The sequence below is a fragment of the Actinoplanes cyaneus genome (genome assembly GCF_016862095.1).
GTDB classification, from domain to species: domain Bacteria; phylum Actinomycetota; class Actinomycetes; order Mycobacteriales; family Micromonosporaceae; genus Actinoplanes; species Actinoplanes cyaneus.
The window spans coordinates 175,184-201,881 of the sequence record NZ_BOMH01000007.1 but is presented as its reverse complement, the minus strand read 5'-3'; the positions used below and the strand labels follow the sequence as shown (position 1 = coordinate 201,881).

General features: G+C 72.5%; 19 protein-coding genes. 12 read left to right on the top strand and 7 right to left on the bottom strand.

Translation table 11 applies throughout. From position 1 onward, the window contains the following. Positions 1-2,067 precede the first annotated feature (2,067 nt). Together Acy02nite_RS05250 and Acy02nite_RS05245 are read left to right on the top strand one after the other, a co-directional pair. Positions 2,068-5,319 (top strand): WG repeat-containing protein, encoded by a 3,252-nt coding sequence (locus tag Acy02nite_RS05250; RefSeq protein ID WP_203738642.1) that lies wholly within the window; start codon positions 2,068-2,070, stop codon positions 5,317-5,319. Positions 5,320-5,340: 21 nt separating this feature from the next. Beyond that, the gene (locus Acy02nite_RS05245) at positions 5,341-6,339 is read left to right on the top strand and encodes an aldo/keto reductase family protein (RefSeq protein WP_203738641.1); all 999 of its coding nucleotides are present in this window, start codon (positions 5,341-5,343) and stop codon (positions 6,337-6,339) included. Positions 6,340-6,459: 120 nt separating this feature from the next. Here the strand turns inward: Acy02nite_RS05245 and Acy02nite_RS05240 are convergent, their stop codons facing one another. After that, entirely contained in the window at positions 6,460-7,275 is an 816-nt protein-coding gene (locus tag Acy02nite_RS05240; RefSeq protein WP_203738640.1) for a site-2 protease family protein, read from the bottom strand. Between the two features lies 1 nt (position 7,276). Beyond that, the gene (locus tag Acy02nite_RS05235) at positions 7,277-7,474 is read right to left on the bottom strand and encodes a hypothetical protein (protein ID WP_203738639.1); all 198 of its coding nucleotides are present in this window, start codon (positions 7,472-7,474) and stop codon (positions 7,277-7,279) included. An 82-nt stretch (positions 7,475-7,556) separates the two neighbouring features. On the opposite strand from Acy02nite_RS05235, the gene cobU reads away from it, so the two are divergent. Together cobU and Acy02nite_RS05225 are read left to right on the top strand one after the other, a co-directional pair. Further along, positions 7,557-9,695 (top strand): bifunctional adenosylcobinamide kinase/adenosylcobinamide-phosphate guanylyltransferase, encoded by a 2,139-nt coding sequence (gene cobU / locus Acy02nite_RS05230; protein WP_239174249.1) that lies wholly within the window; start codon positions 7,557-7,559, stop codon positions 9,693-9,695. A gap of 20 nt (positions 9,696-9,715) precedes the next feature. Beyond that, on the top strand, positions 9,716-10,450 hold the full coding sequence (locus tag Acy02nite_RS05225) for an adenosylcobinamide-GDP ribazoletransferase (protein WP_203738638.1): 735 nt from the start codon (positions 9,716-9,718) through the stop codon (positions 10,448-10,450). A 233-nt stretch (positions 10,451-10,683) separates the two neighbouring features. Here Acy02nite_RS05225 and gcvT read toward each other — a convergent pair whose 3' ends face one another. After that, positions 10,684-11,775, bottom strand: coding sequence for a glycine cleavage system aminomethyltransferase GcvT (gene gcvT / locus Acy02nite_RS05220; RefSeq protein ID WP_203738637.1), 1,092 nt, complete (start codon positions 11,773-11,775; stop codon positions 10,684-10,686). Positions 11,776-11,895: 120 nt separating this feature from the next. On the opposite strand from gcvT, the gene Acy02nite_RS05215 reads away from it, so the two are divergent. After that, a complete protein-coding gene (locus Acy02nite_RS05215) occupies positions 11,896-13,428 on the top strand; it encodes a leucyl aminopeptidase (RefSeq protein WP_203738636.1) in 1,533 nt (510 codons plus the stop codon). 131 nt (positions 13,429-13,559) lie between these two features. Here Acy02nite_RS05215 and Acy02nite_RS05210 read toward each other — a convergent pair whose 3' ends face one another. Beyond that, positions 13,560-13,880 carry a hypothetical protein gene (locus Acy02nite_RS05210; protein ID WP_203738635.1) on the bottom strand — a complete coding sequence of 107 codons (321 nt, stop codon included), beginning with the start codon at positions 13,878-13,880 and terminating at the stop codon, positions 13,560-13,562. Positions 13,881-14,043: 163 nt separating this feature from the next. Here Acy02nite_RS05210 and lpdA point away from each other — a divergent pair, with 163 nt between their 5' ends. The 5 genes from lpdA to lipB all read left to right on the top strand — a co-directional run bounded on the left by lpdA (position 14,044) and on the right by lipB (position 21,045). Next, positions 14,044-15,435: a dihydrolipoyl dehydrogenase gene (gene lpdA / locus Acy02nite_RS05205; RefSeq protein ID WP_203738634.1), complete on the top strand. Its 1,392-nt coding sequence runs from the start codon at positions 14,044-14,046 to the stop codon at positions 15,433-15,435. 40 nt (positions 15,436-15,475) lie between these two features. Continuing rightward, the gene (gene sucB / locus Acy02nite_RS05200) at positions 15,476-17,293 is read left to right on the top strand and encodes a 2-oxoglutarate dehydrogenase, E2 component, dihydrolipoamide succinyltransferase (RefSeq protein ID WP_203738633.1); all 1,818 of its coding nucleotides are present in this window, start codon (positions 15,476-15,478) and stop codon (positions 17,291-17,293) included. Positions 17,294-17,511: 218 nt separating this feature from the next. Next, on the top strand, positions 17,512-18,429 hold the full coding sequence (locus tag Acy02nite_RS05195; RefSeq protein WP_203738632.1) for a TIGR01777 family oxidoreductase: 918 nt from the start codon (positions 17,512-17,514) through the stop codon (positions 18,427-18,429). 30 nt (positions 18,430-18,459) lie between these two features. Beyond that, positions 18,460-20,349, top strand: coding sequence for a DUF6311 domain-containing protein (locus Acy02nite_RS05190; RefSeq protein ID WP_203738631.1), 1,890 nt, complete (start codon positions 18,460-18,462; stop codon positions 20,347-20,349). A 66-nt stretch (positions 20,350-20,415) separates the two neighbouring features. After that, the gene (gene lipB / locus Acy02nite_RS05185) at positions 20,416-21,045 is read left to right on the top strand and encodes a lipoyl(octanoyl) transferase LipB (protein WP_203738630.1); all 630 of its coding nucleotides are present in this window, start codon (positions 20,416-20,418) and stop codon (positions 21,043-21,045) included. On the opposite strand, the gene Acy02nite_RS05180 is transcribed toward lipB, so the two are convergent. Together Acy02nite_RS05180 and aspS are read right to left on the bottom strand one after the other, a co-directional pair. Continuing rightward, on the bottom strand, positions 21,029-22,195 hold the full coding sequence (locus tag Acy02nite_RS05180; RefSeq protein ID WP_203738629.1) for an outer membrane protein assembly factor BamB family protein: 1,167 nt from the start codon (positions 22,193-22,195) through the stop codon (positions 21,029-21,031). The two genes, lipB and Acy02nite_RS05180, sit on opposite strands and share 17 nt — an antisense overlap. 15 nt (positions 22,196-22,210) lie before the next feature. Next, positions 22,211-23,464: an aspartate--tRNA(Asn) ligase gene (aspS, locus tag Acy02nite_RS05175; RefSeq protein WP_203738628.1), complete on the bottom strand. Its 1,254-nt coding sequence runs from the start codon at positions 23,462-23,464 to the stop codon at positions 22,211-22,213. A gap of 453 nt (positions 23,465-23,917) precedes the next feature. Here aspS and lipA point away from each other — a divergent pair, with 453 nt between their 5' ends. Then, positions 23,918-24,814 (top strand): lipoyl synthase, encoded by an 897-nt coding sequence (gene lipA, locus Acy02nite_RS05170; protein WP_203738851.1) that lies wholly within the window; start codon positions 23,918-23,920, stop codon positions 24,812-24,814. Positions 24,815-25,202: 388 nt separating this feature from the next. On the opposite strand, the gene Acy02nite_RS05165 is transcribed toward lipA, so the two are convergent. Further along, positions 25,203-25,472: a hypothetical protein gene (locus Acy02nite_RS05165; protein WP_203738627.1), complete on the bottom strand. Its 270-nt coding sequence runs from the start codon at positions 25,470-25,472 to the stop codon at positions 25,203-25,205. A 458-nt stretch (positions 25,473-25,930) separates the two neighbouring features. On the opposite strand from Acy02nite_RS05165, the gene Acy02nite_RS05160 reads away from it, so the two are divergent. Further along, positions 25,931-26,620, top strand: coding sequence for a DUF4191 domain-containing protein (locus tag Acy02nite_RS05160; protein ID WP_203738626.1), 690 nt, complete (start codon positions 25,931-25,933; stop codon positions 26,618-26,620). Positions 26,621-26,698 lie beyond the last annotated feature (78 nt).

Sequence of the window (26,698 nt, the reverse complement as noted above, 5' to 3'; positions counted from 1 at the left end):
GGTCGCCCGATGAACGGTTGGAGCTCCCGCCCGGGCGGCGAAGGCTGGGACGACGAACCCGCGTGGGTCTACGAGATCACTTGGGAGTGGGAACCGCTCCCCGGTCAGCGCTATCCGGGCGACCCCGGGCGCCGCAAGGCCGTGCACACCCCGGTCTACGAGGCGTCCCGCGGCGATCGGCCCGGACCCGCGCCGGTCAGCTCGACTCCGGCAGGCGGCGCGCCCCAAGGTCGCGGCCGGGTTCCGGCCGAGGATCCGCAGCGGTACGGTGGTGCGCCGCGCGACTCCCGCGACGACCCGTCCTGGAACCGTCCCTACGGGGATCAGCAGCGCCGTGGGGGTGCGCCCGTCTACGGGCGCGGAAACCCGTCTCCGGCGTCGGCCACACCGGGATGGGCGCCCGGGTCGCCGGCTCCCGGCTCACCGGGGCGTCCGTCGTCCGGGCCGGTCTCGCCGGGACGTCCGTCGTCCGGGGCGGCCCGGGTGCCGCAGTCGCCACCCGGCCAGCGTCAGCAGGAGAACTGGGGTGGGCGACCACCGCAGTCGCAGCAGCCTCAGCAACCACAGCAGCCTCCGCAGTGGCATCGGGACGGGTACGAAGGGCAGGCCGCGCCGGGGCGTGGCGGGTTCGGGGCCGGGCAGGCTCCGGCGGCTCGGGGTGGGGCTCAGATTCCGCCCGGGCAGCAGCGTGGGCCGGTTGCCCCTGGCCAAGTTCCGCCTGGCCAGATGCAGCCCGGTCAAGTTCCGCCCGGCCAGATGCAGCAGGGCCAAGTTTCGCCTGGGCAGATGCAGCAGCCCGGCCACATGCAGCCTGGTCCGACGCAGCCTGGTCAGAGGCAGCCGGGCCAGATGCAGCCCGGTCAGATGCCGGCTGGTTCGCAGCAGCGGTTCGTGGAGCAGCCCGGGTTCCAAGGGCGGCCACCTCAGCATGGGCCTCGACCCGAGCAGGGCCGGCCTGACGCGACCGGTGGGCCGGCCTACGGTGGCGCGCGGCCCGCTCCGCCGGAAGCGTTCCCGACGCGAGGCGGGCGCGACGGGCGTACGCCCGAATCGCCGTTCGATCTCCGGCCCGCTCCGCAGGATCGCAACAGCCCGGCGCCGTCGCGGCCCGCGGCCCAGCCGACCCGGATGACACCTCAGCAGCCGGCCGTGCCGCCGGCGGCGATGTACCCGGGTGGGGCTGGGCATCCCGGGCAGGCGCCCTATCGGCGGGACGACTACGGGTGGGCCGCCGATCAGCCGGTTTCCGGGATTGCCTCGGCGCCGGTTTCCGGGATTGCCTCGGCGCCCGTTTCCGGAGTTGCTTCGGCGCCTGTCTCTGGGGTCGCTGGTCCTGGGATCGCGCCTGTGTCCGGGGTTGCCGGTCCTGGGATTGCGCCCGTGTCAGGGATCGCCGGTCCCGGGATCGCCGGTCCCCGGGTTGCGCCCGTGTCCGGCGTTGCCGGTCCTGGGATCGCGCCCGTCTCCGGGGTCGCGGGTCCTGGGATCGCGCCCGTCTCCGGGATCGCGGGTCCTGGGATCGCGCAGGGGGGCGAACCGCGGCGGGTGGACCTGGGTTCGCCCGGGGGGCCGCTGCCGCGGCGTGGCGGGGTGCCGTTCCCGTCCCAGGAGCAGACTCAGGCGATCGACCCTCGGCGGGTCGGGCGTGGCGAGCCGTTCACCGGTGGGGTTCAGGGGCCGGCCGGCGTTCCGGGGCAGCGGCCCGGGGACGAGGCGGTGGCCGGGGTCGGCGGGACGTCCTACTCGGAGGCGCCGTTCACGGAAACTGCTCCGCAGCCGTTCCCGGAAGCCTCGGCGCAGACCGTCGCTCCGGCACCGCAAACCGCGTCGGCACCGCCAGCAGCCTCGGCACCGCAAGCCGCGTCGGCACCGCAAGCCGCGTCGGCACCGCCAGCAGCCTCGGGATCGGCGCCCGCCTCAGCGGCACCGGCCGCCGACGCTCCCTTTGCCGTCCCGACACCGCCGGCCTCCCCGGCGCCATCGGCCGCTTCCGTCGAACCGGCAACTGAGGAGCCGCGCGGGCTCGGCTGGCTGCTGTCGATGAGCGGGCTCGGGGCGGAGACACCCGTGCCCGACACCTCGCCGCTGGCGCCCGAGCCCGTGGTCGAGGAGGAGATCGTCAAGCCGGCCGGTTGGTTCGCGGCCGAGGAGGACTCGGAGGACGAGGCAACGCAGGAACCGGCCGCCGCCGAGGCGACCGTTGTGGACGCCGAGATCACCCAGACGCGCCTGACCACCGACGCGGCCGAGCCGGAGATCACCCAGACGCGCCCGGCCACAGACGCGGCCGAGCTGGAGATCACCCAGGCGCGCCTGGCCACGGACGCGGTTGAGAGCACAGCTACGCGCTTGACGGCCGACGCAGCCCGGACCGAGATCACGCCGGCGCGCGTGGGCTCGGACAGCGCTGAGGTGAGCGAGGCCGAGATCACTCAGGCCCGGTTGACTCTGGAGGATGTTCCGGAGGCGGCTGCGGTCGCTGAGGCTCACCGCGGGCACTCGCGGGATGAGGACGAGCCGGCCGGGGACGTTCCGGAGTGGATTGCCGCGGTGCAGGCGCGGTACGGGCGGCACGAGCGGTCCGACGCCGACGAACGGCCGGGACGTCACGAGCAGCCCGCGGCCGAGCCCCTAGTCGCCGCGCACCTCGCCGCTGAGGGTGTCGCGCCGGATCTGGTCGAGGCCGAGGAGCCGCTCCGCACCGCTGAGGAGCCGGTCCCGACTGCCGCCGAACCGGTCGCCGCTGCCGTCGAGCCGATCCTCACGCCTGTCGAGCCGGTCCTCACCGCGGAGGAGCCGGTCCACGCGGCTGAGGAACTGGCCCCCACCGCGGAGGAGCCGGTCAACGCGGCTGACGAACCGGCCCTCACTGCGGAGGAGCCGGCCCGCGCGGCTGACGAACCGGTCCTCACCGAAGAGGAGCCGGTCTTCACCGTTGTCACCGATCTTGCGGAGGCGGTGGCCGAGGACCTGGTCAGCCCAGCACCTGGCTTCGCGGACCAGCCGGTCAGCGCAGCGCCGGTCCATGCCGACGAACCGGTGGGCGTGGACGAGCCGGTGGATTCCGGGGTTGACCTCACCGGCGTGGAGCGGCCGGTCAGCGCTGTTCCTGCCGGGGTCGAGGCAGACGCGCCGGTGGGGCCGGGCATTCCGGTCTGGCCGCCGATCAAGGCGGTTACGGTGGCCCTCGCGGAGGCTGAGCCGGTCGCGGCGGTGACGCCCACGAGCGAGCCGGTAGCGGTGGCCGCGCCGGTGAGCGAACCTGAGCCGGTCGCTGCGGCTCCTTCCGTGACGGAGCCTGAGCCGGTCGCCGCGGTGGAGACCCTGGCGGACGGGGGCTTCGAGAGCCTGGGTGGGGAGCGAGACGGCGGCGCCTCGGCCGACGCGGTGAGTGCTGGTGCGGGACCGGCATCCGGGGACGCCCACGACACATCCGAACCGGGATCGACCGTCGAGCACCACCACGACGGGACCGGGCCGGCCTTCGCACTCACCGACGACACTGCGACCGAGACGTCCGCCGCCGTCCCGGCCATCGTGGCGGTGCCGGCGGACGGCGGGACGGACAGCGGGTCCGCGACCGTCGATGCCGTCGCGGAGTTCGCGGCCGCCGAGGGCACCGGGACTCCGGCTTCCGACGCCGCTGAGACTCCGGCCGTTGACGCCGCTGAGGTCGCTGAGACTCCGGCCGTCGACACCCCAGAGGTCGCTGAGACTCCGGCCGTTGAGACGGCAGAGATCGGTGAAACACCGGCCGCCGAGACCGCAGAGGTCGTCGCGTCTCCGGCTGTCGAGACGGCAGAGATGGCCGGGGCTCCGGCGGGCGATGCCGGCGAGGCGGGTGCGGAGGTGGCGAGCGCCGGCCCGGGTGCCGAGGCGGTCGCGGCCGGTGCGGGGAACGGTGCTGACGACGTACGTACGCGTGCTTCTGGATCTGAGCGGGAGAAAAGCCGCAACCTCGACCCGGAGGAGGTCGTCGCGCCGATCCGGCAGCGGCGGGACCAGCGCGCGCCGGCGGACCGGCGGCGGGCCGACCCGGAGCAGATCCTCGCGGCGTACCCGTGGATGTTCGATCCGGAGACGCTGCGGGAGCAGGTCGACGAGCCGGACCGGCTGTGGGATCTCGTGGACCGGCTGTCCGACCGGCTGGAGTTCGCCGAGCGCGACACTGTCCGGGCCGGGCTGCTCACCCTGCGCGCGGTCGTGTCGCGGGTGCTCGGGGAGCTGGACGACGCGCTGGCCGACGGGCGGGAAGGGCTGCGGCACGCCGAGTCCGCGGGTGAGGCCCGGATGATCTCGGTGGCGCAGGCGCGGCTCGCGCACGTGCTGCAGTGGCGGGGCGAGTTCGAGGAGGCGGACCGGCTCTATGCCCGGGCCGACTCGCCGGAGCTGCCCGCTCGCCTGCGGGCGGAGATCTACGAGCTGGCCGGGCGCTCGGCGTACGAGCAGGGGCGGTTCCTGGAGGCGGTGAACCGCTTCGAGCGGGCCCTGGACCTGTGCCAGGACCGTGACCCGGAGCTGGTGGAACGCATCGAGCTGGCGCTGGACGTGATCGCCCGGCGGTCCGGCGACGGCTGGGGTCCCTACCCGCGGCGGCGCGAGGAGTTGCTGGAGCTGCCGGCCGCGCCGATGCTGCTGCCGGACGAGGGCGCGGGACTGTGGGGCTACGCGGCGGCGGTCGAGCCGAAGTATGCCCAGGCGCAGGCGTTCGCCGAGGGGGTCGCGTGGGTGCGCCGCCCGGACTCGCCGGCGTGGGAGCTGATCGACCCGTCCGGCGCCGTGGTGATCGGCGCCGACTCGGGTTACCTGGCCGCCGACCGGTTCTCCGAGGGGCTGGCCTGGGTGACCCGGGAAGCCGACGGCGGCTGGTCCGCGATCGACCGGGAGAACCGGCTCATCGTGCCGGGCGGCTTCGAGGACGTCCGGCCGTTCCGTCGTGGCCTGGCGCTGTTCCGGCGCGCCGGTGGCTGGGGCGCGGTCGACCGGCACGGCCGGATCGTGGTGCAGCCGAAATGGCGGCAGGTCGCGACCGTGCTCAGCACCGGCGGCCCGATCGACGGCTTCAGCGACGAGGGTTTCCTGGTCGTCGACGGCGGCACCGGGTTCGGCGTGATCGACCAGAACGGGCAGCAGGTGATCCCGCCGGTGCACAAGGCCGTGGTGATCCACCCGTCGGCGTTCCTGATCGCCGACGAGGCGGGCCGCTGGGGCGCGGTGGACCGGCAGGGGCAGCCGCTGGTGGAGACCAGGTACACCGAGCGCGCGGAGGCGATCGAGGAGGTCGTCCGGCTTCGGCCTGACGCACGGCCGGTTCTCTAGTGACTCGATAGGGTTCGAGATATGAAGTTCCGTCATCTCGGCCGTTCCGGCCTGCTGGTCAGCGAGATCGCCTACGGCAACTGGATCACCCACGGGTCCCAGGTGGAGGAGGAGGCCGCGCTCGCGTGTGTGCGCGCGGCCCTCGAGTCCGGGATCACCACGTTCGACACCGCCGACGTCTACGCCGGCACCCGCGCTGAGGAGGTGCTGGGGCGGGCGCTGAAGGACGAGCGTCGCGACGGCCTGGAGATCCTCACCAAGGTCTACTGGCGGACCGGGCCGGGCGCCAACGACAGCGGCCTGTCCCGCAAGCACATCATGACGTCGATCGACGGGTCGCTGCGCCGGCTCGGCACCGACTACGTCGACCTCTATCAGGCCCATCGGTACGACCACACGACGCCGCTCGAGGAGACCATGGAGGCGTTCGCCGACGTGGTGCGCTCGGGCAAGGCGCACTACATCGGCGTGTCCGAGTGGGATGCCTCGCAGATCCGCGCGGCGAAGGTTCTCGCGGACGAGCTGAAGATCCGCCTGGTGTCGAACCAGCCGCAGTACTCGATGCTGTGGCGGGTCATAGAGGCCGAGGTGGTGCCCGCCTCGCAGGAGTCGGGTCTCGGCCAGATCGTCTGGTCGCCGCTCGCCCAGGGTGTGCTGACCGGGAAGTACAAGGCGGGTCAGCAGCCGCCGGCCGGGTCACGGGCCACCGACGAGAAGTCCGGGGCGGGGTTCATCGCCCGCTGGCTCGAGGACGACGTGCTGAACACCGTCGCCCGGCTGCAGCCGCTCGCCGACCAGGCGGGGCTGACCATGGGGCAGCTCGCGATCGCCTGGGTGCTCAGCAACCCGAACGTCTCGGCGGCGATCATCGGCGCGTCCCGGCCCGAGCAGGTGCGGGACAACGTCAAGGCGTCCGGGGTGGAACTGGACGAGGGCCTGCTGAAGGCGATCAACGAGATCGTCGACCCGATCGTCACCCGGGACCCGAAGCTGACGACCAGCCCGGCCGAGCGGCCGTGAACATCGAGGCCGGCCCGTTGCCGGGCCGGCCTCGCCTCACGCCTGTTGCCGGGACAGCCTCGCCCCAAGCCCGTTGCCGAGTCGGCCACACCTCAGACCCGTTGCCGAGTCGGCCTCGGCTCAGCTCCAGAATCGCATCAGGTCGAAGCCCCGCGCGATCAGGTCGGGATAGAGCTGGAGCCACTCGGCGATCCAGGTGACCAGCCGGGAGAAGTAGTCGCCGAGGCTGGTCTGCCAGAGCGCCACGAACAGCAGCAGGAAGCCGAACGGGGCGAACGTGTCCCAGGCGCGCCGGTAGGCCGGGCTCAGCCACGGCCGCAGGATGCTGCCACCGTCCAGCCCCGGGATCGGCAGCAGGTTCAGCACACTCGCGGTGATCTGCAGGAACGCGACCACGGAGAGCGCCTGCCAGAACTCCGGGTGGTCGGTCAGGACGAACGCCCGGGTCCCGGTCTCCACGATGTCCGGCCCCAGGCCCACTATGAACGGCAGGGCCGCCACCACCGCCAGGATGACGTTGGTGAGCGGCCCGCTCGCGCTGATCAGGGAATCCTTCAGCTTGCTGTTGATGTAGCGGTGATCGATCCAGACCGCGCCACCGGGCAGGCCGATGCCGCCCAGGATCACCACGATGACCGGCAGCACGATGGACAGCAGCGGACTCGTGTACTTCAACGGGTTGAGCCGCAGGTAACCCCGGTCGGCGACGGTCAGGTCGCCGGAGAAGTACGCCGCGACAGCGTGCGCGTACTCGTGCAGGCAGAGCGAGACCAGCCAGCCCGACACGATGAACAGGAACGCGTCGAACCCGACGTTGCCGTACTTCGTCCAGAGCAGCACGCCGCTCACCGCGAAGATCGCGACGATGCCGACGAAGACCGGACTCGGGACGAACGCGTTCCGCGGGGTGCGCGTGTAGACCGGTTCGTAGGTCACGTCACTCCGCCGGCTGCAGGCTCATCTGATAGTCCACCCGGTCGTCCTCGATCAGCGTGACCGTGCTGACCCCGGTGGCCTGCAGCTGCCGCCACTCCTGGCCGATCCAGGACTCGGCATCCGCCTGACTGCTGAACGTCTCGGCCGGTCCGTCGACCGATTTGCCGTCGACGTCTTCGTACCGCCAACTCCACGGCATTGAGCCGCCCCCTCATGTCGTACGTCGGTGGCCTTCCACCCTACGGCGTGCGCGTGTGCGACCCGGCTCTAAGGTACGGGGCATGTCCGAAGATCGGTGGAACACGGTCCTGGTGCTCGGCGGGATCCGCTCCGGCAAATCCGCGTTCGCCGAATCGCTGGTGGCGGACGCGCCCGCGGTGCGGTACGTCGCCACCGCGGTCGGCGGCGAGGACGACCCGGAGTGGCGGGCCCGGATCGAGGAGCATCAACGGCGCAGGCCGCAGTCCTGGTCGACCGAGGAGACCGCGGCCGACCCGTCCCGGCTCACCGAGCTGCTGACCGAGGCGAAGCCGGACGACACGCTGCTCGTCGACGACCTCGGCGGCTGGGTGGCCGCGGTGCTCGACCCGGCCCGCCAGCCCAACGACGACGAGGCCGACGTGGCGGCCCTGGCCGCGGCGGTGCGGGCCTGCCGCGCGCGGGTGGTGCTGGTCAGCCCGGAGGTGGGGCTGTCGCTGGTGCCGGTCACGCCGGTGGGGCGGGCCTTCGCCGACGCTCTCGGGACCACGAACCAGGCGCTGGCCGAGGCCTGCGACGGCGTGGTGCTGGTGGTGGCCGGGCAGCCGAGCTGGCTGAAGCGCACGCCGGAGCTCACCGCCGCGGTGGCCGCCGTTCCCGCTCCGACCGCCGCGTCGGGGCCACGACCGATCCCGGCCACTGCCACGGGCACCGCCACCGCGACACCCGCGCCGCCCCCGCCGCCGGCCTCCGTCACGCCGCAGCCGGCTTCCGTCACGCCATCGTCGGCCTCGGTGACGCCGCCACCGGCCGATCCGGTCTTCGTGACTCCCCCGGCCGACCCGGCGTTCGTCGCGGCGCCCGTGGAGGCGACCGTCGTCGCGCCGCCGCCGGCCGTCGACCCGGCGCCCCCGGTCGCCGACGCGCTCGGCGGCATGACGATGAGCCTTCCGCTGGTCGCCTCCGGCCTCACCAAGATCCAGCCGGGCATGGACCTGCCGCTGCCGGACAGCGACGCCGGCCCGGACGCGCGGGAACGCCTGGGCACGATCGATCTGCCCGGCGCCGGGCTGGGCATGGTCGCCGAGGCGGTCGAGTTCGCCGCCGCCACCCAGGAGACCACCAGCCCGCAGCCGTGGTCCTCGGTCCGGGTCGTGGTGATCTCCGGCCGGCACGGCGGCGGGGCCGCGGCCGGCGCCGACCCGCTCGACGTCGAGCGCCGGGTCGCCGAGACCGAGCGCGGCCTCGGCCTGCTGGGCCGGCTCGCGGGGCAGGCCGGGGCGGACATCGCCGTTCTGCGCGTACGGTCCGCCGGCGCGATGGAGGACGGCCCGGTCACCGAGGCGCACGCCGTCGAAGCCGCGCTGCGGCAGGGCTGGCAGCTCGCCGACGAGGCCGCCGACGCGGGCCGGGACGCGCTGCTGCTGGCCGGGATCGGGGTCGGCGTCGAGGCGATGGCCACCGCGGTGCTCGCCGCGTCCACCGGGGCCGAGGCGGCCGCGACCCTGCCGCGGGTGCTGCAGCCCGGCGGGCGGTTCGACGACCACGCCTGGATGGTGCGCTGCGCCGCGGTCCGCGACGCGCTGCACCGCATCCGGCAGGAGCCGCGCGGGGCGCACGACATCCTGCGCGAGATCGGCGGGCTGGACCTCGCCGTGGCCACGGGCGTGCTGCTCGGGGCGACCGCGCGGCGGCTCCCGGTGCTGCTGGACGGGCCGCTGGGCATCGCGGCCGGACTGGTCGCGCGGGACCTGGCCGGGCAGACCCGGCACTGGTGCCTGCTGCCCGAGGCCGGGACGCTGGCGCTGGTCAAGCAGGGGGCCGACGTCCTCGGCCTGACGCCCGTCCTGGAGCTCGGCCTGGATCTCGGCGAGGGAGCGAACGCGCTGGCGGCGCTGCCGCTGCTGCGCACCGTGCTGGGGCTGGCGGCGGCGCTGCCGGTGCATCCGGCGCTGCTCGCCGAGCAGGGTGACGGGGGCCTCTCCGACGACCTCGACGAGTCGGACGACGGGCTCGGGATCGACGACAGCTACGACGACGGGATCGACGAGGAAGAGCCGACGACGGTGCTCCCGACCGGCTTCGGCAACCCGGCCGGCACCTCCACCGGCGCGGGCCCGGCCGGCATGGGCACGGCCGGCGCCAACGGCGTGGGCACGGCCGGCAGCTCTGCGGGCACGGGTACGGACGGCGTCGAGGACGGCGCGGCCGGCCGCTCGTGACGGGGCGGCCCGCGGGCCGGGTGACGGACGGCTTCCGGCTGGCGGTCACCACCCTGACCGTGCTGCCGGTGCGCGGCGGCCGGGTGGACCGGTCCGTCGCGGCCGTGGCCATGGGCGTGGCGCCGCTGGTCGGGGCGTTGCTCGGGCTGGTGCTGGCGGGTCTGTCCGAGGGGCTGGGAGCGCTGGGCGCACCCGGCCTCGTCGCCGGTGCGGTGACGGTGGCCGCCGGCGCGTTGCTGACCCGGGGACTGCACCTGGACGGGCTGGCGGACACGGTGGACGCGCTGGGCTCCTACCGGTCCGGCCCGGCCGCCCTGGAAATCATGAAGAAGCCGGACATCGGCCCGTTCGGGGTGGTGGCGCTGGCGGCGACCGTGCTCGTGCAGGCCGCCTCGATCGCTGCCGTTCCCTGGTGGGCGATCGTCATGGCCTGGACCACCGGGCGCCTGGCGATCTCGCTGGCCTGCCGCCGGGGTGTCCCGCCGGCCCGCCCGGAAGGGCTGGGCGCGATGGTCGCCTCCACGGTCCCCTCCCCCGTCGTCGTGCTCGCCGCGATCCTCGTGGCGGCCGCCGCCGTCCCCGCGATCCCCGGCCGCCCGTGGCAGGGCCCGCTGGCCGTGATCGTCGCGCTCGGGGCCGTTCTGCTGCTGCTCCGCCACTGTGTCCGGCGGCTCGGCGGCATCACCGGGGACGTGCTCGGCGGCTGCGCCGAACTGGCCACCACCCTCACCCTCCTGACGCTCACCCTCAGCTGAACGCCGGAAGGCCCCGGCTGGCTCTCAGGGCTGCATCAGGGCCCCGACACAGCCGTCAGCACCAGCCGACGGAGTTCGGCTGGTGCTGACGGCTGTCATCAGGCTCGGAGACGACCGTGAGCACCAGCCGGGTGGGGTGAGGCGCGTGGCGGACTGGAGCGGGCCGGGACCTCGCGGACGTTGTCACGGCGAGGGCTGCCATGGGCGTACGGGAAAAGGGTCCTCAAGGGTTGTCAGCGGACCGAGGGCTGAACGAAAGGCGGCTTGACCAGGCGGGCCTCGGTGCGGCGCCCCCGGATGTCGATCTGGACGAGGTCGCCGTCGGCAAGGCCCGGCGCGGTGTCGATCAGGCCCAGGGCGATGCCGGCCTTCTTCGTCGGGGAGAAGGTGCCGCTGGTGGTCTCGCCGACCTGGTCGTCGCCCGAGAAGATCGGCATGTGGCCGCGCGGGATGCCGCGACCGGTCAGTTCCAGGCCGCGAAGGGTGCGGCGCGGGCCGGCGGCCTTCTCGGCGAGGAGCGCGTCGCGGCCCCAGAACGCCGGCTTGGACCAGCCGACCGCCCAGCCGGAACGGGCCTGGACCGGGCTGATGTCCAGCGTCAGCTCCTGACCGTGCAGCGGGTAGCCCATCTCGGTGCGCAGCGTGTCGCGGGCGCCGAGGCCGCACGGGCGGACGCCGGCTCCGATCAGCGCGTCCCACACGGTGGCCGCGGCGTCCCACGGCACGACCAGCTCGTAGCCGTGCTCGCCGGTGTACCCGGTGCGGCAGACGACGAGCGGCACGCCGCTGAGCGTGGCGTCGGTGAACGACATGTAGTCGTGGTCGGCCGGCAGCCCCAGCGCGGCGAGGGCCGAGGCGGAGGACGGGCCCTGGACGGCGAGGATCGCGAAGTCGCGGTGCAGGTCGGTGACGTGGATCCCGGCGGGCGCGGCGGCTGCCAGGCGGCGGACGACCTCGGTGGTGTTCGCGGCGTTCGGGATCAGGAAGACGTCGTCGGGACCGTAGAGGTACGCGATCAGGTCGTCGACGACCCCACCGGAGGAGTCGCAGCAGAGTGTGTACTGCGCCTTGCCGGGGGCGATCCGGCCCAGGTCGTTGGTGAGGCACGAGTTCACGAAGTCCGCCGCGCCGACCCCGAGGACCCGCGCCTTGCCCAGGTGGGACACGTCGAAGACGCCGGCCGCCCCGCGCACCGCGGCGTGCTCCTTGAGGACGCCTCCACCCGCGTACTCCAGGGGCATCTCCCAGCCCCCGAACGGGGCGAGCTTCGCCCCCAGCGCGACGTGGCGTTCGTGCAGCGGGGAGCGGAACAACTCGGCAGACATGAGACTCAACTTACCGGTGACCTTGGCGCTGGTTAGAGTCGCGGTGAACACCAAGTGTTTCCCACCAGCCGGGAGACCGCCCACCGGCGGGACCGGCCCAGAACGTCGCGGAGAGTCCGAGTGACCCAGCCCAGCCTGAGCCTGGTCGATACCGACCCGGCCGAATTGGCGGTCGATGCCATCGTCATCGGCCTGCACAGCCAGCCCGACCAGGACGGCGCCCTGCTTCCGGCGCCGGGGGCGGAGAGCATCACCGCCGCGTTCGACGGAAAGCTGACCGCGACGCTCGCCCTGCTCGGCGCGACCGGCGCGCCGGGTGAGGTGACCAAGCTGGCCACGCTCGGCACGATCACCGCGCCGCTGGTGGTCGCGGTGGGCCTCGGCGACGAGCCGTCCGGCGCGTCGCCGGAGCTGGAGACGTTGCGGCGGGGCACCGGCGCCGCGGTCCGGTCCCTGGCCGGCAGCGCCACCGTGGCGCTGGCGCTGCCGCTGCCCGACGACGAGGACGCGCCGCGGGTGCTGCGGGCGATCCTGGAGGGCGCGCTGCTCGGTGGCTACCGGTTCGCCGGTTACAAGACCAAGCCGCAGAAGGGCCGCCGCGAGCCGGTGACCGCGCTGCAGGTGCACGTGCCGGACGCCGCCGACGAGGCCGCCGCGGCCGAGCTGGTCCGCGCCGAGGCCGTCGGGCGCGCGGTGCGCCAGGCGCGCGACTGGGTGAACATGGCGCCGAACCTGCTGCAGCCGGCGCCCTTCGCCGACCTGGTGCAGGCCGCCGCCACCGAGGCCGGGCTGGCCGTCGAGGTGCTCGACTTCGAGCAGCTCAAGGCCGGTGGGTACGGCGGGATCGTGGCGGTCGGCCAGGGCTCCGAGGCGCCGCCGCGGCTGGTGAAGCTGACCTACACGCCGGAGGGTGTGACCGACCCGAAGCGGGTCGCGCTGGTCGGCAAGGGCATCACGTTCGACACCGGCGGTGTGAGTATCAAGCCGTCCGCCGGCATGTGGGAGATGAAGTCGGACATGGCCGGCGCCGCCGCGGTCGGGGCCACGATGCTGGCGATCGCCGCGGTCAAGCCGGGGGTGGCCGTCTCCGGTTACCTGGCGATCGCGGAGAACATGCCGTCCGGGTCGGCGTACCGGCCGGGCGACGTGATCACCATGTACAACGGCAAGCGGGTCGAGGTCTTCAACACCGACGCCGAGGGGCGCATGGTGCTCGGCGACGCGATGGCCCGGGCCTGCGAGGACGGCACCGACTACCTGTTCGAGACGTCCACGCTGACCGGCGGCCAGGTGATCTCGCTGGGCAAGCGGATCGCCGGCCTGATGGGCTCCGAGGAGGCGACCACGCTGGTCAAGACGGCCGGCGACGCGGTCGGCGAGCCGGCCTGGCCGATGCCGCTGCCGGACGACGTGCGCAAGGGCATGGAGTCGGAGATCGCCGACATCTGCCAGACGAACGCGAACCTGGACCGGGCCGGGCACATGCTGCAGGGCGGCGTGTTCCTGCGCGAGTTCGTCGAGCCGGGCGTGGAGTGGGCGCACATCGACATCGCCGGGCCGGGTTACCACTCGGGCGAGGCCACCGGCTATTGGACCAAGGGCGGGACCGGCGTGCCGATCCGCACCCTGTTGCACCTGGTCGAGACGCTCTAATCAGGCGTACGCCGTCCGGCCCCGATCAGGCCGGGCGGCGTTCTTGCCGGGCGTTGCGGGTCAGGCCGGGCGGCGTTCCTACCGGGCGTTGCGGGTCAGGCCGGGCGGCGTTCCTACCGCGGCATAGTCGATCAGGCCGGGCGGCGTTTCTGGCGGGCGTTGTAATCGCGCATGCGCTGCGGATAGCCGAGCAGCCGGACGTCGTAGATCGGCAGGGAGAGCTGTTGTGCGAAGCGGCGCGCGATCTCCGGCGACTCGATGCGCCGCCGGGTCCACTCGCCGTCGTGTGCCACGAGCAACACGGTGGTCTCGGTCACCGTGGTGCGGGGCTCGACGAACGCCTCGACACCCCGCCGCGAGCGGACGAATTGCGTGAGATGCTCCAGATCAGCCTGATCCACCCGTCGTCCGCCGGGCCCACCCGTACGAGGACGACGTCGAAACCAAGCCACTGCTCCTCCTCACGCTGAATGCCGCAAGGGTACGACGAGCCGACGTGTCTTGGGGCACCTGGCTGCATTGAGCGGGTCCTCAAGTGACAAGATGTCCGAGACGGGACTGTGACCGTTTCCATTGTGTGACCCACATGGCGACGACTCGACTACTGGAGTCAACGTGAGCCAGCCGAACGGCGGAACCTTCGACATCGTCATCCTCGGCGCAGGCAGCGGCGGGTACGCGGCCGCGTTGCGCGCCGCCGAGCTTGATCTCTCCGTGGCACTGATCGACAAGGCCGAGGTCGGCGGCACCTGCCTGCACCGGGGCTGCATCCCGACCAAGGCGCTGCTGCACGCGGCGGAGATCGCCGACCAGACGCGCGAGAGCGAGCAGTTCGGCGTCAAGGCCGACCTGGTCGGGATCGACATGGCCGGGGTGAACTCGTACAAGGACGGCGTCGTCGGCCGTCTCTACAAGGGCCTGCAGGGTCTGCTCGGGCACAACAAGAACATCACGCTCGTCGCCGGCGCCGGCAAGCTGGTCAGCAAGGACACCGTCGAGGTGGACGGGCAGCGCTACACCGGCCGCAACGTCATTCTGGCGACCGGCTCCTACTCGCGGACGCTGCCGGGCCTGGAGCTCGACGGCACCCGGGTGATCGCCAGCGAGCACGCGCTGAAGCTGGACCGCGTGCCGAGCTCCGCGATCGTGCTGGGCGGCGGCGTGATCGGCGTCGAGTTCGCCAGCGTGTGGAAGTCGTTCGGCGCCGACGTGACCATCATCGAGGCCCTTCCCCGCCTGGTCGCCGCGGAGGACGAGGAGATCTCGAAGACCGTCGAGCGCGCCTTCCGCAAGCGGAAGATCAACTTCAAGGTCGGCAAGCCGTTCGAGAAGGTCGAGAAGACCGCCGACGGCGTGAAGGTCACCATCTCCGGCGGCGAGACGCTCGAGGCGGAGGTCCTGCTGGTCGCGGTCGGCCGCGGGCCGACAACCGCCAACCTGGGGTACGAGGAGCAGGGCATCACCCTGGACCGCGGCTTCGTGATCACCAACGAGCGCCTGCACACCGGGGTCGGCAACATCTACGCCGTCGGCGACATCGTGCCCGGCCTGCAGCTCGCGCACCGCGGCTTCCAGCAGGGCATCTTCGTCGCCGAGGAGATCGCGGGCAAGAACCCGGCGGTCATCGACGAGGCGGGCATCCCGCGGGTCACCTACTCCGACCCCGAGGTCGCGTCGGTCGGCCTGACCGAGGCCAAGGCCAAGGAGAAGTACGGCGCCGACAAGGTCACGTCGTACAACTACAACCTGGGCGGCAACGGCAAGAGCCAGATCCTCAAGACCGCCGGCTTCGTCAAGCTGGTCCGCGTCGAGGACGGCCCCGTGGTCGGCGTCCACATGGTCGGCGCCCGGATGGGTGAGCTCGTCGGCGAAGCCCAGCTGATCTACAACTGGGAGGCCTTCCCGGAGGAGGTCGCCCAGCTCGTACACGCCCACCCGACGCAGAACGAGGCGCTGGGCGAGGCTTTCCTCGCGCTCGCGGGCAAGCCCCTGCACGCGCACAGCTGATATTCATCGCTTCGAGAAGCGTTAAGGAGTTTGGGGAAAAATGCCGACATCGGTAACCATGCCGCGGCTGGGCGAGAGTGTCACCGAGGGCACCGTCACGCGCTGGCTCAAGCAGGAGGGCGAGCGCGTCGAGGTCGACGAGCCGCTGCTCGAGGTCTCCACCGACAAGGTCGACACGGAGATCCCGTCGCCCGCCGCGGGTGTGCTGACCCGGATCGTGGTCGCTGAGGACGAGACCGCGGAGGTCGGCAGCGAGCTGGCCGTCATCGCCGGCGAGGGCGAGGACGCCCCGGCCGCCGCCGAGCCCGAGCTGGCCCAGGCCGACACCACGCCGTCGACCGAGAAGCCGGTCGAGCAGGAGGCGTCCGCGCCGCAGGCCGAGCCCGCTCCGGCTGCTCCGGCCGCCACCGGCTCCGCCGAGGGCACCGAGGTGAAGCTGCCGGCGCTCGGCGAGAGCGTCACCGAGGGCACCGTCACCCGCTGGCTCAAGGCCGTCGGCGACACCGTCGAGGTGGACGAGCCGCTGGTCGAGGTCTCCACCGACAAGGTGGACACCGAGATCCCGTCGCCGGTCGCCGGCACGCTGCTGGAGATCCGGGTCGGCGAGGACGAGACCGCCGAGGTCGGCGGCGTCCTGGCGGTCGTCGGTTCCGGCTCCGCCGCGCCCGCCGCCGCACCCGCGCCGGCCCCCGCGCCGGAGCAGCCGAAGGCCGAGCCCAAGCCGGAGCCGAAGGCCGAGGCGCCGATCATCGAGTCGAAGCCGGCCCCGTCGGTTCCCGCGCAGCCGGTCGGCGAGTCCTACGCGACGCCGTCCCCCGCCGAGGAGAGCAAGCAGCCGTCCGCTCCCTCCACCCCGGCGGCTCCCGCCGCCCCGGCCGCCGAGACGGTCAAGGCGAACGGCGCCGGCGACGCCGGTTACGTGACGCCGCTCGTCCGCAAGCTGGCGGCCGAGAAGGGCGTGGACCTGTCCTCGCTGACGGGGACCGGCGTCGGAGGCCGGATCCGCAAGCAGGACGTGCTCGACGCCGCCGAGAAGGCCGCTGCCGCCAAGGCCGCGCCGGCTCCGGCCGCCGCTGCCCCGGCCGCCGCCGAGGCCCCCGCTCCCAAGGGAGCGGCCAAGCCCGAGCCGAGCCCGCTGCGGGGCCGCACCGAGAAGCTGACCCGCATCCGGGCCACCATCGCCCGGCGCATGGTCGAGTCGCTGCAGGTCTCGGCGCAGCTCACCACGGTCGTCGAGGTGGACGTCACCAAGATCGCGACGCTGCGGAACAAGGCGAAGGCCGACTTCCAGGCCAAGCACGGCGTGAAGCTGACCTTCCTGCCGTTCTTCGCGCTGGCCACGGTCGAGGCGCTGCAGCAGCACCCGGTCGTCAACTCCTCGATCGACGTCGAGGCGGGCACTGTCACCTACCACGGCGCCGAGCACCTGGGCATCGCGGTGGACGCGCCGAAGGGCCTGGTCGTCCCGGTCATCAAGGACGCCGGCGACCTGAACCTGGCCGGCCTGGCCAAGCGGATCGCGGACCTGGCGGACCGCACCCGCAACAACAAGATCGGGCCGGACGAGATTGGTGGCGGCACGTTCACGCTGACCAACACGGGCAGCAGGGGCGCGCTCTTCGACACGCCGATCATCAACCAGCCGCAGGTCGGCATCCTCGGTCTCGGCGCGGTCGTCAAGCGCCCGGTGATCGTGAACGACCCGAACCTCGGCGAGATCATCGCGCCGCGGTCGATGGTCTACCTGGCGCTGAGCTACGACCACCGGATCGTGGACGGCGCGGACGCCGCCCGCTTCCTGATGACCCTCAAGGAGCGTCTGGAGGCCGGGCACTTCGAGGCCGACCTCGGGCTGTGACATGGCCTCGCTTCGCTCGGCGGCATCGCGCCCCGGGAAGTCGATGTCGAGTGCACCGGAAACGCCCAGTCGTTTCCGGCACCCTCGACATCGACGGGCGCGATGCGCTGCTGGGCGAGGGTGGGACTGAAGTGAACTGAACGACATCGGGGGTGCGCCGTCACGGCGTACCCCCGATGTCGTTTTGATTCGGATCTTCTTCGGGCAAGACTGGGGGCATGCGGATCGTCATGGCCGGCGCGTCCGGCTTCCTGGGTGCCCGTCTCGCCGGAAGGTTGCGCCAGAGCGGCCACGACGTGGATCGGCTGGTCCGGCGGCCGGCTGCCGGCTCGAACGAGATCACCTGGACCCCGTCGCAGGGGCGGCTGGACCCGGCGGCGCTGGCCGGCGCGGACGCGGTGATCAACCTGGCGGGGGCGAACATCGGCGGGCGCCGCTGGACCGCGAGCTACAAGAACGTGCTGCGGGCCAGCCGGCTGGACACCACCGACACGATCGCCCGGGCGCTGGCGAAGCTGCCGGCCGCCGATCGCCCGCGCACGTTGCTGCAGTCGTCGGCGGTCGGGTGGTACGGCGACACCGGCGACCGCGAGGCGAGCGAGGAGTCCCCGGCCGGCAGCACGTTCCTGGCCGACCTCTGCCGGGTCTGGGAGGCGGCCGCCCGGCCGGCCGAGGATTCCGGCGTCCGGGTGGTTCTGCTGCGCACCGCGCCCGTCCTGGATCGGCAGGGTTCCCCGCTCAAGCAGTTGCTGCCGGTCTTCAAGCTGGGTGGCGGAGCGCGGTTTGGCGGCGGCCGCCAGTGGATGGCGTGGATCGCCGTGGCCGACTGGCTGGGCGCGGCCGAGTTCCTGCTGGAGCGCGAGGATCTGGCCGGGCCGGTCAACCTGGTCTCCGCCGCGCAGTGCACGAATCTCGACTTCACCCGGGCGCTGGCCCGTCAGGTGCGCCGCCCGGCACTGCTGACCGTGCCCGGTCCGGTGCTCGATCTGATGCTCGGTGAGCTGGCCGGTGAGGCACAGCGGAGTCAGCGGGTGATACCCGGCGTTCTGCGCAATGCCGGGTTCTCCTGGACGTACCCGGACATCGAGACCGCTCTCGGCGCCGCTCTGCAACCGCAACCGGGGATGACCCACTGAACTTCAGGCGGCGCTGCTAACCTGCGCGTGATGTCCGTCGCCGCCCCCGCCCCCGCCTCGTCCGCCGATCCCCCCTCGGAGACCTCCGCCACGCCCGGCACCAAGCCGCGCGAGTGGCCCGTGCACCTGAGCTTCGCCGTCGTGGCGCTCTCGTTCGCGGTGTACGTCACGAGTGGCCTCTGGCGGGACCCTTTCACGCACGTTCTCTCCGACAACGTCGGTGACCAGGCCTTCTTCGAGTGGCTCATGGGGTACGGGTACTACACCGTCACCCAGGGCTCGGATCCGTTCTTCGCCCAGCTGCTGAACGCGCCGCTCGGCGTGAACCTGGCCGCCAACACGTCGATCACCGTCTACACGGTGCTGATGACGCCGGTGACCCACTTCGCCGGGCCGCAGATCAGCTTCGTGACGGTGCTGACGCTCAACCTGGCCGGCTCCGCCTTCGTGTGGTACCTGTTCCTGCGCCGCTGGCTGGTCAAGAATGCGGTCGCGGCCGCCGTCGCCGGGTTGTTCTGCGGGTTCGCCCCCGGCTTCATCTCGCACGCGAACGGGCACCTGAACTGGACCGCCGGCTGGGTCGCCCCGGTCGTCGTCTGGCAGGTGCTGAAGCTGCGGGAGGAGGGCCGGCTGCGCTGGCTGCGCAACGGCGTCGTGCTCGGGCTGCTGCTCGCGGTCGGCTTCTCGATCGCCGCCGAGGGGCTGTTCTTCACCGCCCTGGGCAGCGGCGTGTTCGTGCTCGCCTGGTCGCTCTCCAAGGCGGTCCACGAGGAGGCCCGGGCGGCGCTGCCCCGGGTCGCGGCGGCGCTGGGCGTGACCGCGGTGGTCGCCGGCTCGCTCCTGGCGTACCCGTTGTACATGCACTTCGCCGGCCCGCAGACGTTCTCCGGGACCGGCTTCAACCAGGACTACTTCGCCGAGGACGCCGCGGCGTACCTGTCGTACGCGAACCGCTCGCTGGGCGGGCTCTTCGGCTGGCACGCCGACGTGGCGCCGAACCGGACCGAGGAGACGTCGTTCTTCGGCGTGCCGCTGGTGCTCCTGATGATCGTCGCGTTCGTGCTGCTCTGGCGGCGGTCGGATCCGGGACGCCGGGCGACGCTGCGCGCCGTCGGGATCGTCGGCCTGTTCTACCTGGTGCTCTCGCTCGGCCCGGTGCTGCACGTGAACAAGCACTTCTTCAACGGCTTCCCGATGCCGTACAAGGCCTTGAAGGAGCTGCCGCTCTTCGACTCGGCACTGCCGAGCCGCTTCGCACTCGGCGTGGTCGGTGTCTTCGGCATCCTGCTCGCGCTGCTGATCGACCAGTTGCTGGCCAAGCGGCCCTCCGGCGGCCTGCTGAACACGGCGCTCGCCGCGGCGATCGTGGTGAGCCTGCTGCCGGTCGTTCCGCTGCCGCTGCGGATCCAGCACCGCGCCCCCGAGCCGGCGTTCATCGCCGACGGGTTGTGGAAGAACTACGTGACCGAGGGCGGTTCGCTCTCCAGCCTGCCGTTCGCCATGAACGTGACCGCGGACGGGCAGCGCTGGCAGGCGTACACGATGGCCCGGGGCGGTCAGCAGTTCAAGATCCCGGACGGCTACTTCCTCGGCCCGCAGACCACCGGCGAGGAGGGCAAGAAGCAGGCCGGCCGGATCGGCTCGGTGCCGCTGGCCACCGACTGGCTGTTCCTGCGCGCCGCCTGGTACGGGTACGTCGCCAGCCTGAGCAACGCCGATCGCGCGCAGGCCCGGGCCGACTTCGAGTACTGGGGGCTGGACGCGGTCTTCCTCGCGCCGGAGATCACCGGCTCGGACCACCAGCCGCTGAACCGTGCGGCGGTCGAGGAGACCGCCCGGGATCTGCTCGGTGAGCCGGAACAGGTCGGCGGCGTGCTGGTGTGGCGCATCCGGCGGGGAGTCGACCCCGTCGACCGATGAGGGCAGGGCGCGTGATGCGCCGGACAGAAACGTGATACCGGTGAGTACGGAGTTAGGCTGGCCGTCGTGACAGCATCCGTACTCACCGTTCTGCGTCCCGGGCTGGTCGATTACCGCGACGCGTGGGACGAGCAGAAGCGACTGCACGAGGCCGTGGCCGACGGCACCCGGCCGGACACGATCCTCCTGCTGGAACACCCCAGCGTCTTCACCGCCGGCAAGCGCACCGAGCCCGCCGACCGTCCGTGGGACGGCACCCCCGTCGTCGACGTCGACCGCGGCGGCAAGATCACCTGGCACGGGCCGGGCCAGCTGGTCGGTTACCCGATCCTGAAGCTGCCCGACCCGGTCGACGTGGTGGCCTACGTGCGGCGCGTCGAGCAGATGCTGATCGATGTCTGCGCCGAGTTCGGCGTGGCCACCGAGCGCGTCGAGGGCCGCAGTGGCGCCTGGGTGCGGGCCACCGACGGCGGGCTCGACCGCAAGATCGCCCAGATCGGGATCCGGGTGGCCCGTGGCGTGACCCAGCACGGTTTCGCGCTGAACTGCGACTGCGACCTGACGGCGTTCGACCGGTTCGTCCCGTGCGGGATCCGGGACGCCGGAGTGACGTCGCTCAGCGCCGAGCTGGGCCGCCCGGTGACCGTCGCCGAGGTGATGCCGGTCGTCGAGCGGCACCTCACGACGCTGTTCTGATGATCCGCCAGACCGTGACCCCGCCGGACTTGCGGCAGGCCAGGAACTCTCCGGCTGCCGTGCAGCCGTAAGGGACGACGTCGGGCAACGTGCCGTAGAGGCGGCCGGTGCGCAGGTCCGTGACCTGCGTCCGGTCGCCGTCGAGGCGCAGCATCAGGTCCCCGGCGACCCGGCCCGGCCCGAGGTGGCGGACGACGGTGCCGGTCTCCGGGTCGAGGACGGCGTTGCGCCCGTCGGACCGCTGGGCGACACCGCCGGAGAGTCCCACCCAGCCGGGCGCGGTCCAGCGCAGCGCCCCGGTCGCCGGGTCGAGGGCGCTGATCCCCGACTGCCCCCGCACGCAGAGCACGGCACCGCAGGGCACGACCTCGGTCGGGTGCATCACCAGGGGCCGCGCGGTCCACACGGTGGTCAGGTCGGTCAGGCGCAGCGCGGTGACGGTGGACGCGCCGAGCAGGTACACCCGGTCGCCGGCCAGCACCGGGATGCTCTCCTCCAGCGCCTCCCCCATGGCGCGGCGCGCGAGCAGCCGCCCGTCCGCCGCCGAGCGCACCTGAACGGTCAGGTCCGTGCCGATCAGGAACAGGTAACGCCCGCTCGCGTCCGCATGGGCCTCGATCACGTCGGTCCGCTGCCGCCACCGGACCGTGCCGGTCTCCACGTCGGCGAACCGCACCTCGCCGTCGTCGTCACGGATCAGCACCCCGTCCCCGAGGACCAGCGCCGTCGCGTCCCCGGCCGACCAGCGGTCCCGGCCGGTGGCGACGTCGAGGATCTTCACGGTCACCTCGTCCTGGACGACCAGCACCGACCCGATCCGGGACAGGGACAGACTGTCGGCCGCCAGCAGCGGCGCCTCGACCTGCCAGGACGGGCCGCCCGCGACCAGCGGCTGGGCGACGACCTCCACGCTGTCGTCACCCGTGGCGTCGAACACCGTGTAGAGCGCCTCCGGAGTGACCAGGCTGTCCGAGACCGACCGGCCACCGGTGCCGGCGACCTCCGGGAACACCACCTGGCGCGGGGCCACGGTCGCGCCGCCGAGCAGGAGCAGCACGGCGGCCGCGACCGCGACCCTGATCGGACGCCACGGCGGCCGGCGGCTCCGCGGGGGAACCGGCGGCGGCGCGACGTCCAGATCGATCAGCACCCGGCCAACCTACGGCTACGGCGCCACCCGGCGAGGGTCGCGGGGGAAGGCCGTGACCTCGCGGACGTTCGCCGCGCCGATCAGCCGGGCCACCAGGCGCTCCAGGCCGATCGCCCAGCCGCCGTGCGGTGGCATGCCGTACCGGAAAGCGTCCAGATAGCCCTGATGAGCCGCGAGTGGCTCGCCGGCCGCGCTCAGCGCCGCGACATAGTCGGCGTGCCGATGCAGCCGCTGACCTCCCGTGACGATCTCCAGACCCCGGAAGAGCAGATCGAATCCATTGGCGTACGAGGGGTCGGCCGGGTCCGGATGGGTGTAGAACGGGCGCTTGCGCATCGGGTAACCGGTCACGTAGACGAACTCCGAACCGTGCTCCCGCCGAGCCCACTCACCCAGCGCCCGCTCGTGCGCCGGCGCCAGGTCGGGCTCGTCGGCCGGCGCCCCGGCGATCCGCAACGCCTCGGTGAAGTGCACCGCGGGGATCTCCGGCGGGACGGCCGGGGTGTCGTACCCGGTCCGCTCCCGCACCTCCTCGACCATGCCGGCGATCGTGCCGGTCAGCGTCGCCATCACGTCGCGGTGGTCGGCGATGAAGCCCATCTCCGCGTCGAGCGACGTGTACTGCGTCAGGTGCCGCGCGGTGTCGCTGTTCTCGGCGCGGAACACCGGCCCGACCTCGAAGACCCGCTCCAGGACGCCGACCATCATCTGCTTGTAGAACTGCGGCGACTGCGCCAGATAGGCGGGACGCCCGAAGTAGTCGAGCCGGAAGACGTCGGCGCCGGACTCAGTCGCCGACCCGACGATCTTCGGCGTGTGGATCTCGACGAACCGCCGGGCCTCCAGCGCCCTGCGGAAGCCGGCGGTCGCGGCCGCGGAGATCCGTGCCACGGCCCGGCGCGACGGATGCCGCAGCGCCAGGGCCGCGTGGTCCAGCTGGGCGGGCAGGCCCGCCGTCAGCTCCGGCCGATGCAGCTCGAACGGCAGCGGCGTGTCCACTGCGGAGAGGACCCGGATCACCGGCCCGGTCAGCTCCACGCCGCCCGGCGCCTGCGTGTTCGGGGTGACCGTGGCCTCGACCGAGACGACGCTCTCCTCGGAGACGGTGATCGTCGCGGGATCGGTGACCACCACCTGGGCCAGGCCGGCGGCGTCGCGGACGATCAGGAAGCTCACCGCCTTGAGCCGGCGGATCCGGTGGACCCAGCCCTCGACCCGGACCCTCTCGTACGGGTGGGCGGCCAGTTCGGTGGAGAGGATGCGTTGCACGGCTTCGTACCTCCTCGGGTTGCTGCAACGCGGCCCCAGGGAGGTGCGGGCGAGCGGGATCCTCGCGGTACCACCGCACCTTCGCGCCCGCTCTCGCCGGCGCCTCTTGCACTGCCCGGCTCCGGGGTGTCTTCGCGCCCCGGCGCTCGGGCCACCCTCACAGCTGCCGTCGGGTCCCCGCCGCCCGGTTTCCCGGGCCGGCGGATCCTCGGCTGGTGGCTCTCTCGGCCGGCGGATCGGGGCGTTACTCGGTCCCATCACTGCCGTTGACCCGGGACGTTAATCTCACGATCGGGGAGTGTTCAACGGCTTTTCCGCGCTGCATTTCCCAGGCGGGCATCATCGGTGACAGCGGTCACAGGTAAGGTCACGTGAGCCTCGTCGCCCCTCCGCCGCGACAGGCCGTCGCGGGCGTATCTTCGGGGTGTGACTATTGCTCCCGAGGGCCGCCGCATGCTGCGCATCGAGGCGCGCAACGCCGAAACTCCCATCGAGCGGAAGCCGCCGTGGATCAAAGTCAAGGCGAAGATGGGTCCTGAATACACCCAGATGCGCGGGCTGGTCCAGAAAGAGGGCCTGCACACGGTCTGTCAGGAAGCCGGTTGCCCCAACATCTACGAGTGCTGGGAAGACCGGGAGGCGACCTTCCTCATCGGTGGTGATCAGTGCACCCGCCGCTGCGACTTCTGCCAGATCGACACCGGCAAGCCGGCCGAGTTCGACGCCGACGAGCCCCGTCGCGTCGGTGAGTCCGTCGCCACCATGGGCCTGCGCTACGCGACCGTCACCGGCGTGGCCCGCGACGACCTGCCCGACGGCGGCGCCTGGCTCTACGCGGAGACCGTCCGCCAGATCCACAAGCTGCAGCCCGGCTGCGGCGTCGAGCTGCTGATCCCGGACTTCAACGCCGACCCGGCCCAACTCGCCGAGGTCTTCGGCGCGACGCCCGAGGTGCTCGCGCACAACGTCGAGACCGTCCCGCGGATCTTCAAGCGGATCCGTCCCGGCTTCCGTTACGAGCGCTCCCTCGACGTGATCACCCAGGCCCGGGCCGCCGGCCTGGTCACCAAGAGCAACCTGATCCTCGGCATGGGCGAGGAGCGGTCGGAGATCTCCGCCGCCCTGCGCGACCTGCATGCGGCCGGGTGCGAGCTGATCACCATCACGCAGTACCTGCGGCCCACCCCGCGGCACCACCCGGTCGAGCGCTGGGTCAAGCCGGAAGAGTTCGTCTCGCTGCGCGAGGAGGCCGAGGCGATCGGCTTCGCCGGGGTGATGAGTGGGCCGCTGGTCCGCTCCTCGTACCGGGCCGGTCGTCTGTACAAGCAGGCGCTCGACGCGCGCGGCTGATCCCGCGCGCCCCCCGCTCCACCGCGCAGCCCGCTCCACCGCGCAGCCCGTTTCACCGCGCAGCCCGTTTCACCGCGCAGCCCGTTTCATCGCGCAGCCCGTTTCATCGCGCAGCCCGTTTCACCGCCCCGGCCCCGGTCTTCTGACCGGGGCCGGGGCGTTTCGCTGCCGGTCCCGGCTGGTTCTCATGGGCGTTATCCGGGCCGGATAACGCCCATGAGAACCAGCCGGGACCTGGGCCGCGGCCGCAACTTCGACCCGGGATCAGCCCGCGCCCGGGTGATCGCGGGCCTCGGGCTCGGCAGGGGCTCCGGCGGGCCGGGGACCGCACGGGCGCGGGCTCCGGCCCGGCGAAGGGTCCGGCCCCGGCGAGGGCTCCGGCGGGCGGTCACTTCTTCGCCTTCTTGCCCTTCTTGCCCTTGTCCTTGGCTTTGCCCTTGTCGCTGTCCTTGCCACGGTCGTCGCGTTCCCGGCGGAACTCGGCAAGACGGCGCTCCGTTTCCGCCTCGGCCGCGGCGGCCTCGGGGAACATCACCGGATACATCATCCTGGCGACGACGACGAAGATCGGCGCGAGCCAGGCCCACCACGGTATTCCGGAGTCCGGCCCGAACAACGCCTCGACCGTCCGATAGGCCATGTCAACGGTGTCATTCATCATCGGCCCCCGAGGGACGAACGGAACTTGTCGTGCATGACTGCTCCCTAGGCTGTTTGACGGCCACCCCTATCGGGCACCCGCCGGGCCGGATTAGCCTTCGTCGGCCCGGCCCGGGCCGGCCACGGCCGGACAAGCGCTGAGCTGCCGTTTTCGCCACCGGGCGGCAACTCCGCACACCCGCCCGGCAACCAGGGGCTCGGCCACCGGAACCGGGTCGCCGCGCTCGCCCCGGCTCGGCTCCGGGCCGTCGCCACCCTGCTCCGGGCGTGCCCGGCCGCCCGGGACCGCCCTGCTTCGGCGCGTCGCAGTGCCCGGCGCGGCCCCGCTTCGGGCGTGCCGAGTGCCCGGAACCGCTCTGCTCCGGCGTGTCCGAGTGCCCGGCGCCGCGCTGCTTCGGGCGTGGCCGGGTGCCCGGGACGCCGCAAGGTACCTGAGGCTGACTACACTTTCCGGCTATGGCAAAACCCCAGGAGAAGGTGTCGTTCTTCGAGCGCCTGAAGCAGATCGGCCAGGTGTTCAGTTTCACCGCGAAACAGGACAAGTGGTTCGTGCCGCTGGTCATCGCGGCGGTGCTGATCCCGGTCGCGCTGACCGTGGTCGCGGCACTGAACCTGGGCTGGCTCTGGATTCCGGTCGGTGTGCTCGTCACGCTGCTGGCCGTGCTGATCGTGCTGAATCTGCGGTCGAACACCGCGATGATGAACGTGGCCGAGGGCCAGCCCGGCGCGGCGGCCTCGCTGATGGAGAACATGCGCGGTGACTGGCGGGTCCGCGCGGCGGCCAGCTCGACCACGCAGTTCGACATGGTGCACGTGGTGATCGGCCGGCCCGGCGTGATCCTGCTGGCCGAGGGCAACCCGCAGCGGGTCAAGGCCCTGCTCGGCCAGGAGCGCAAGCGCCTGTCGAAGGTGATCGGCAACGCGCCCCTCTACGACTACGTGATCGGCAGCGAGGAGGGCCAGCTCCCGGTCAAGAAGCTGCGCACCACGATGCTGCGGCTGCCCCGCAACCTCACCGGCAAGGATGTCAACGCGCTGGACAAGCGGCTCGGCGCGCTGATGGCCCGCCCGCAGATGCCGAAGGGCGCGATCCCGAAGAACATGCGCCCGAGCAAGGGCGCGTTCCGGCAGCAGCGTCCGCGCTAGGCCCTGCCCCGCGGGAGTCGCGAGACCGGTCCCGGGCTCGCGTTCCCCGCACCGGTGGCTCCCCCGCCACCGGGTCGC

Coding starts and splice junctions, on each gene's coding strand:
- Acy02nite_RS05235 (WP_203738639.1), bottom strand. CDS start 7,474: ATGCCGTGGAGTTGGCGGTACGAAGACGTCGACGGCAAATCGGTCGAC.
- cobU (WP_239174249.1), top strand. CDS start 7,557: ATGTCCGAAGATCGGTGGAACACGGTCCTGGTGCTCGGCGGGATCCGC.
- Acy02nite_RS05245 (WP_203738641.1), top strand. CDS start 5,341: ATGAAGTTCCGTCATCTCGGCCGTTCCGGCCTGCTGGTCAGCGAGATC.
- Acy02nite_RS05195 (WP_203738632.1), top strand. CDS start 17,512: ATGCGGATCGTCATGGCCGGCGCGTCCGGCTTCCTGGGTGCCCGTCTC.
- gcvT (WP_203738637.1), bottom strand. CDS start 11,775: ATGTCTGCCGAGTTGTTCCGCTCCCCGCTGCACGAACGCCACGTCGCG.
- lipA (WP_203738851.1), top strand. CDS start 23,918: ATGCTGCGCATCGAGGCGCGCAACGCCGAAACTCCCATCGAGCGGAAG.
- Acy02nite_RS05165 (WP_203738627.1), bottom strand. CDS start 25,472: ATGAATGACACCGTTGACATGGCCTATCGGACGGTCGAGGCGTTGTTC.
- sucB (WP_203738633.1), top strand. CDS start 15,476: ATGCCGACATCGGTAACCATGCCGCGGCTGGGCGAGAGTGTCACCGAG.
- Acy02nite_RS05160 (WP_203738626.1), top strand. CDS start 25,931: ATGGCAAAACCCCAGGAGAAGGTGTCGTTCTTCGAGCGCCTGAAGCAG.
- Acy02nite_RS05190 (WP_203738631.1), top strand. CDS start 18,460: ATGTCCGTCGCCGCCCCCGCCCCCGCCTCGTCCGCCGATCCCCCCTCG.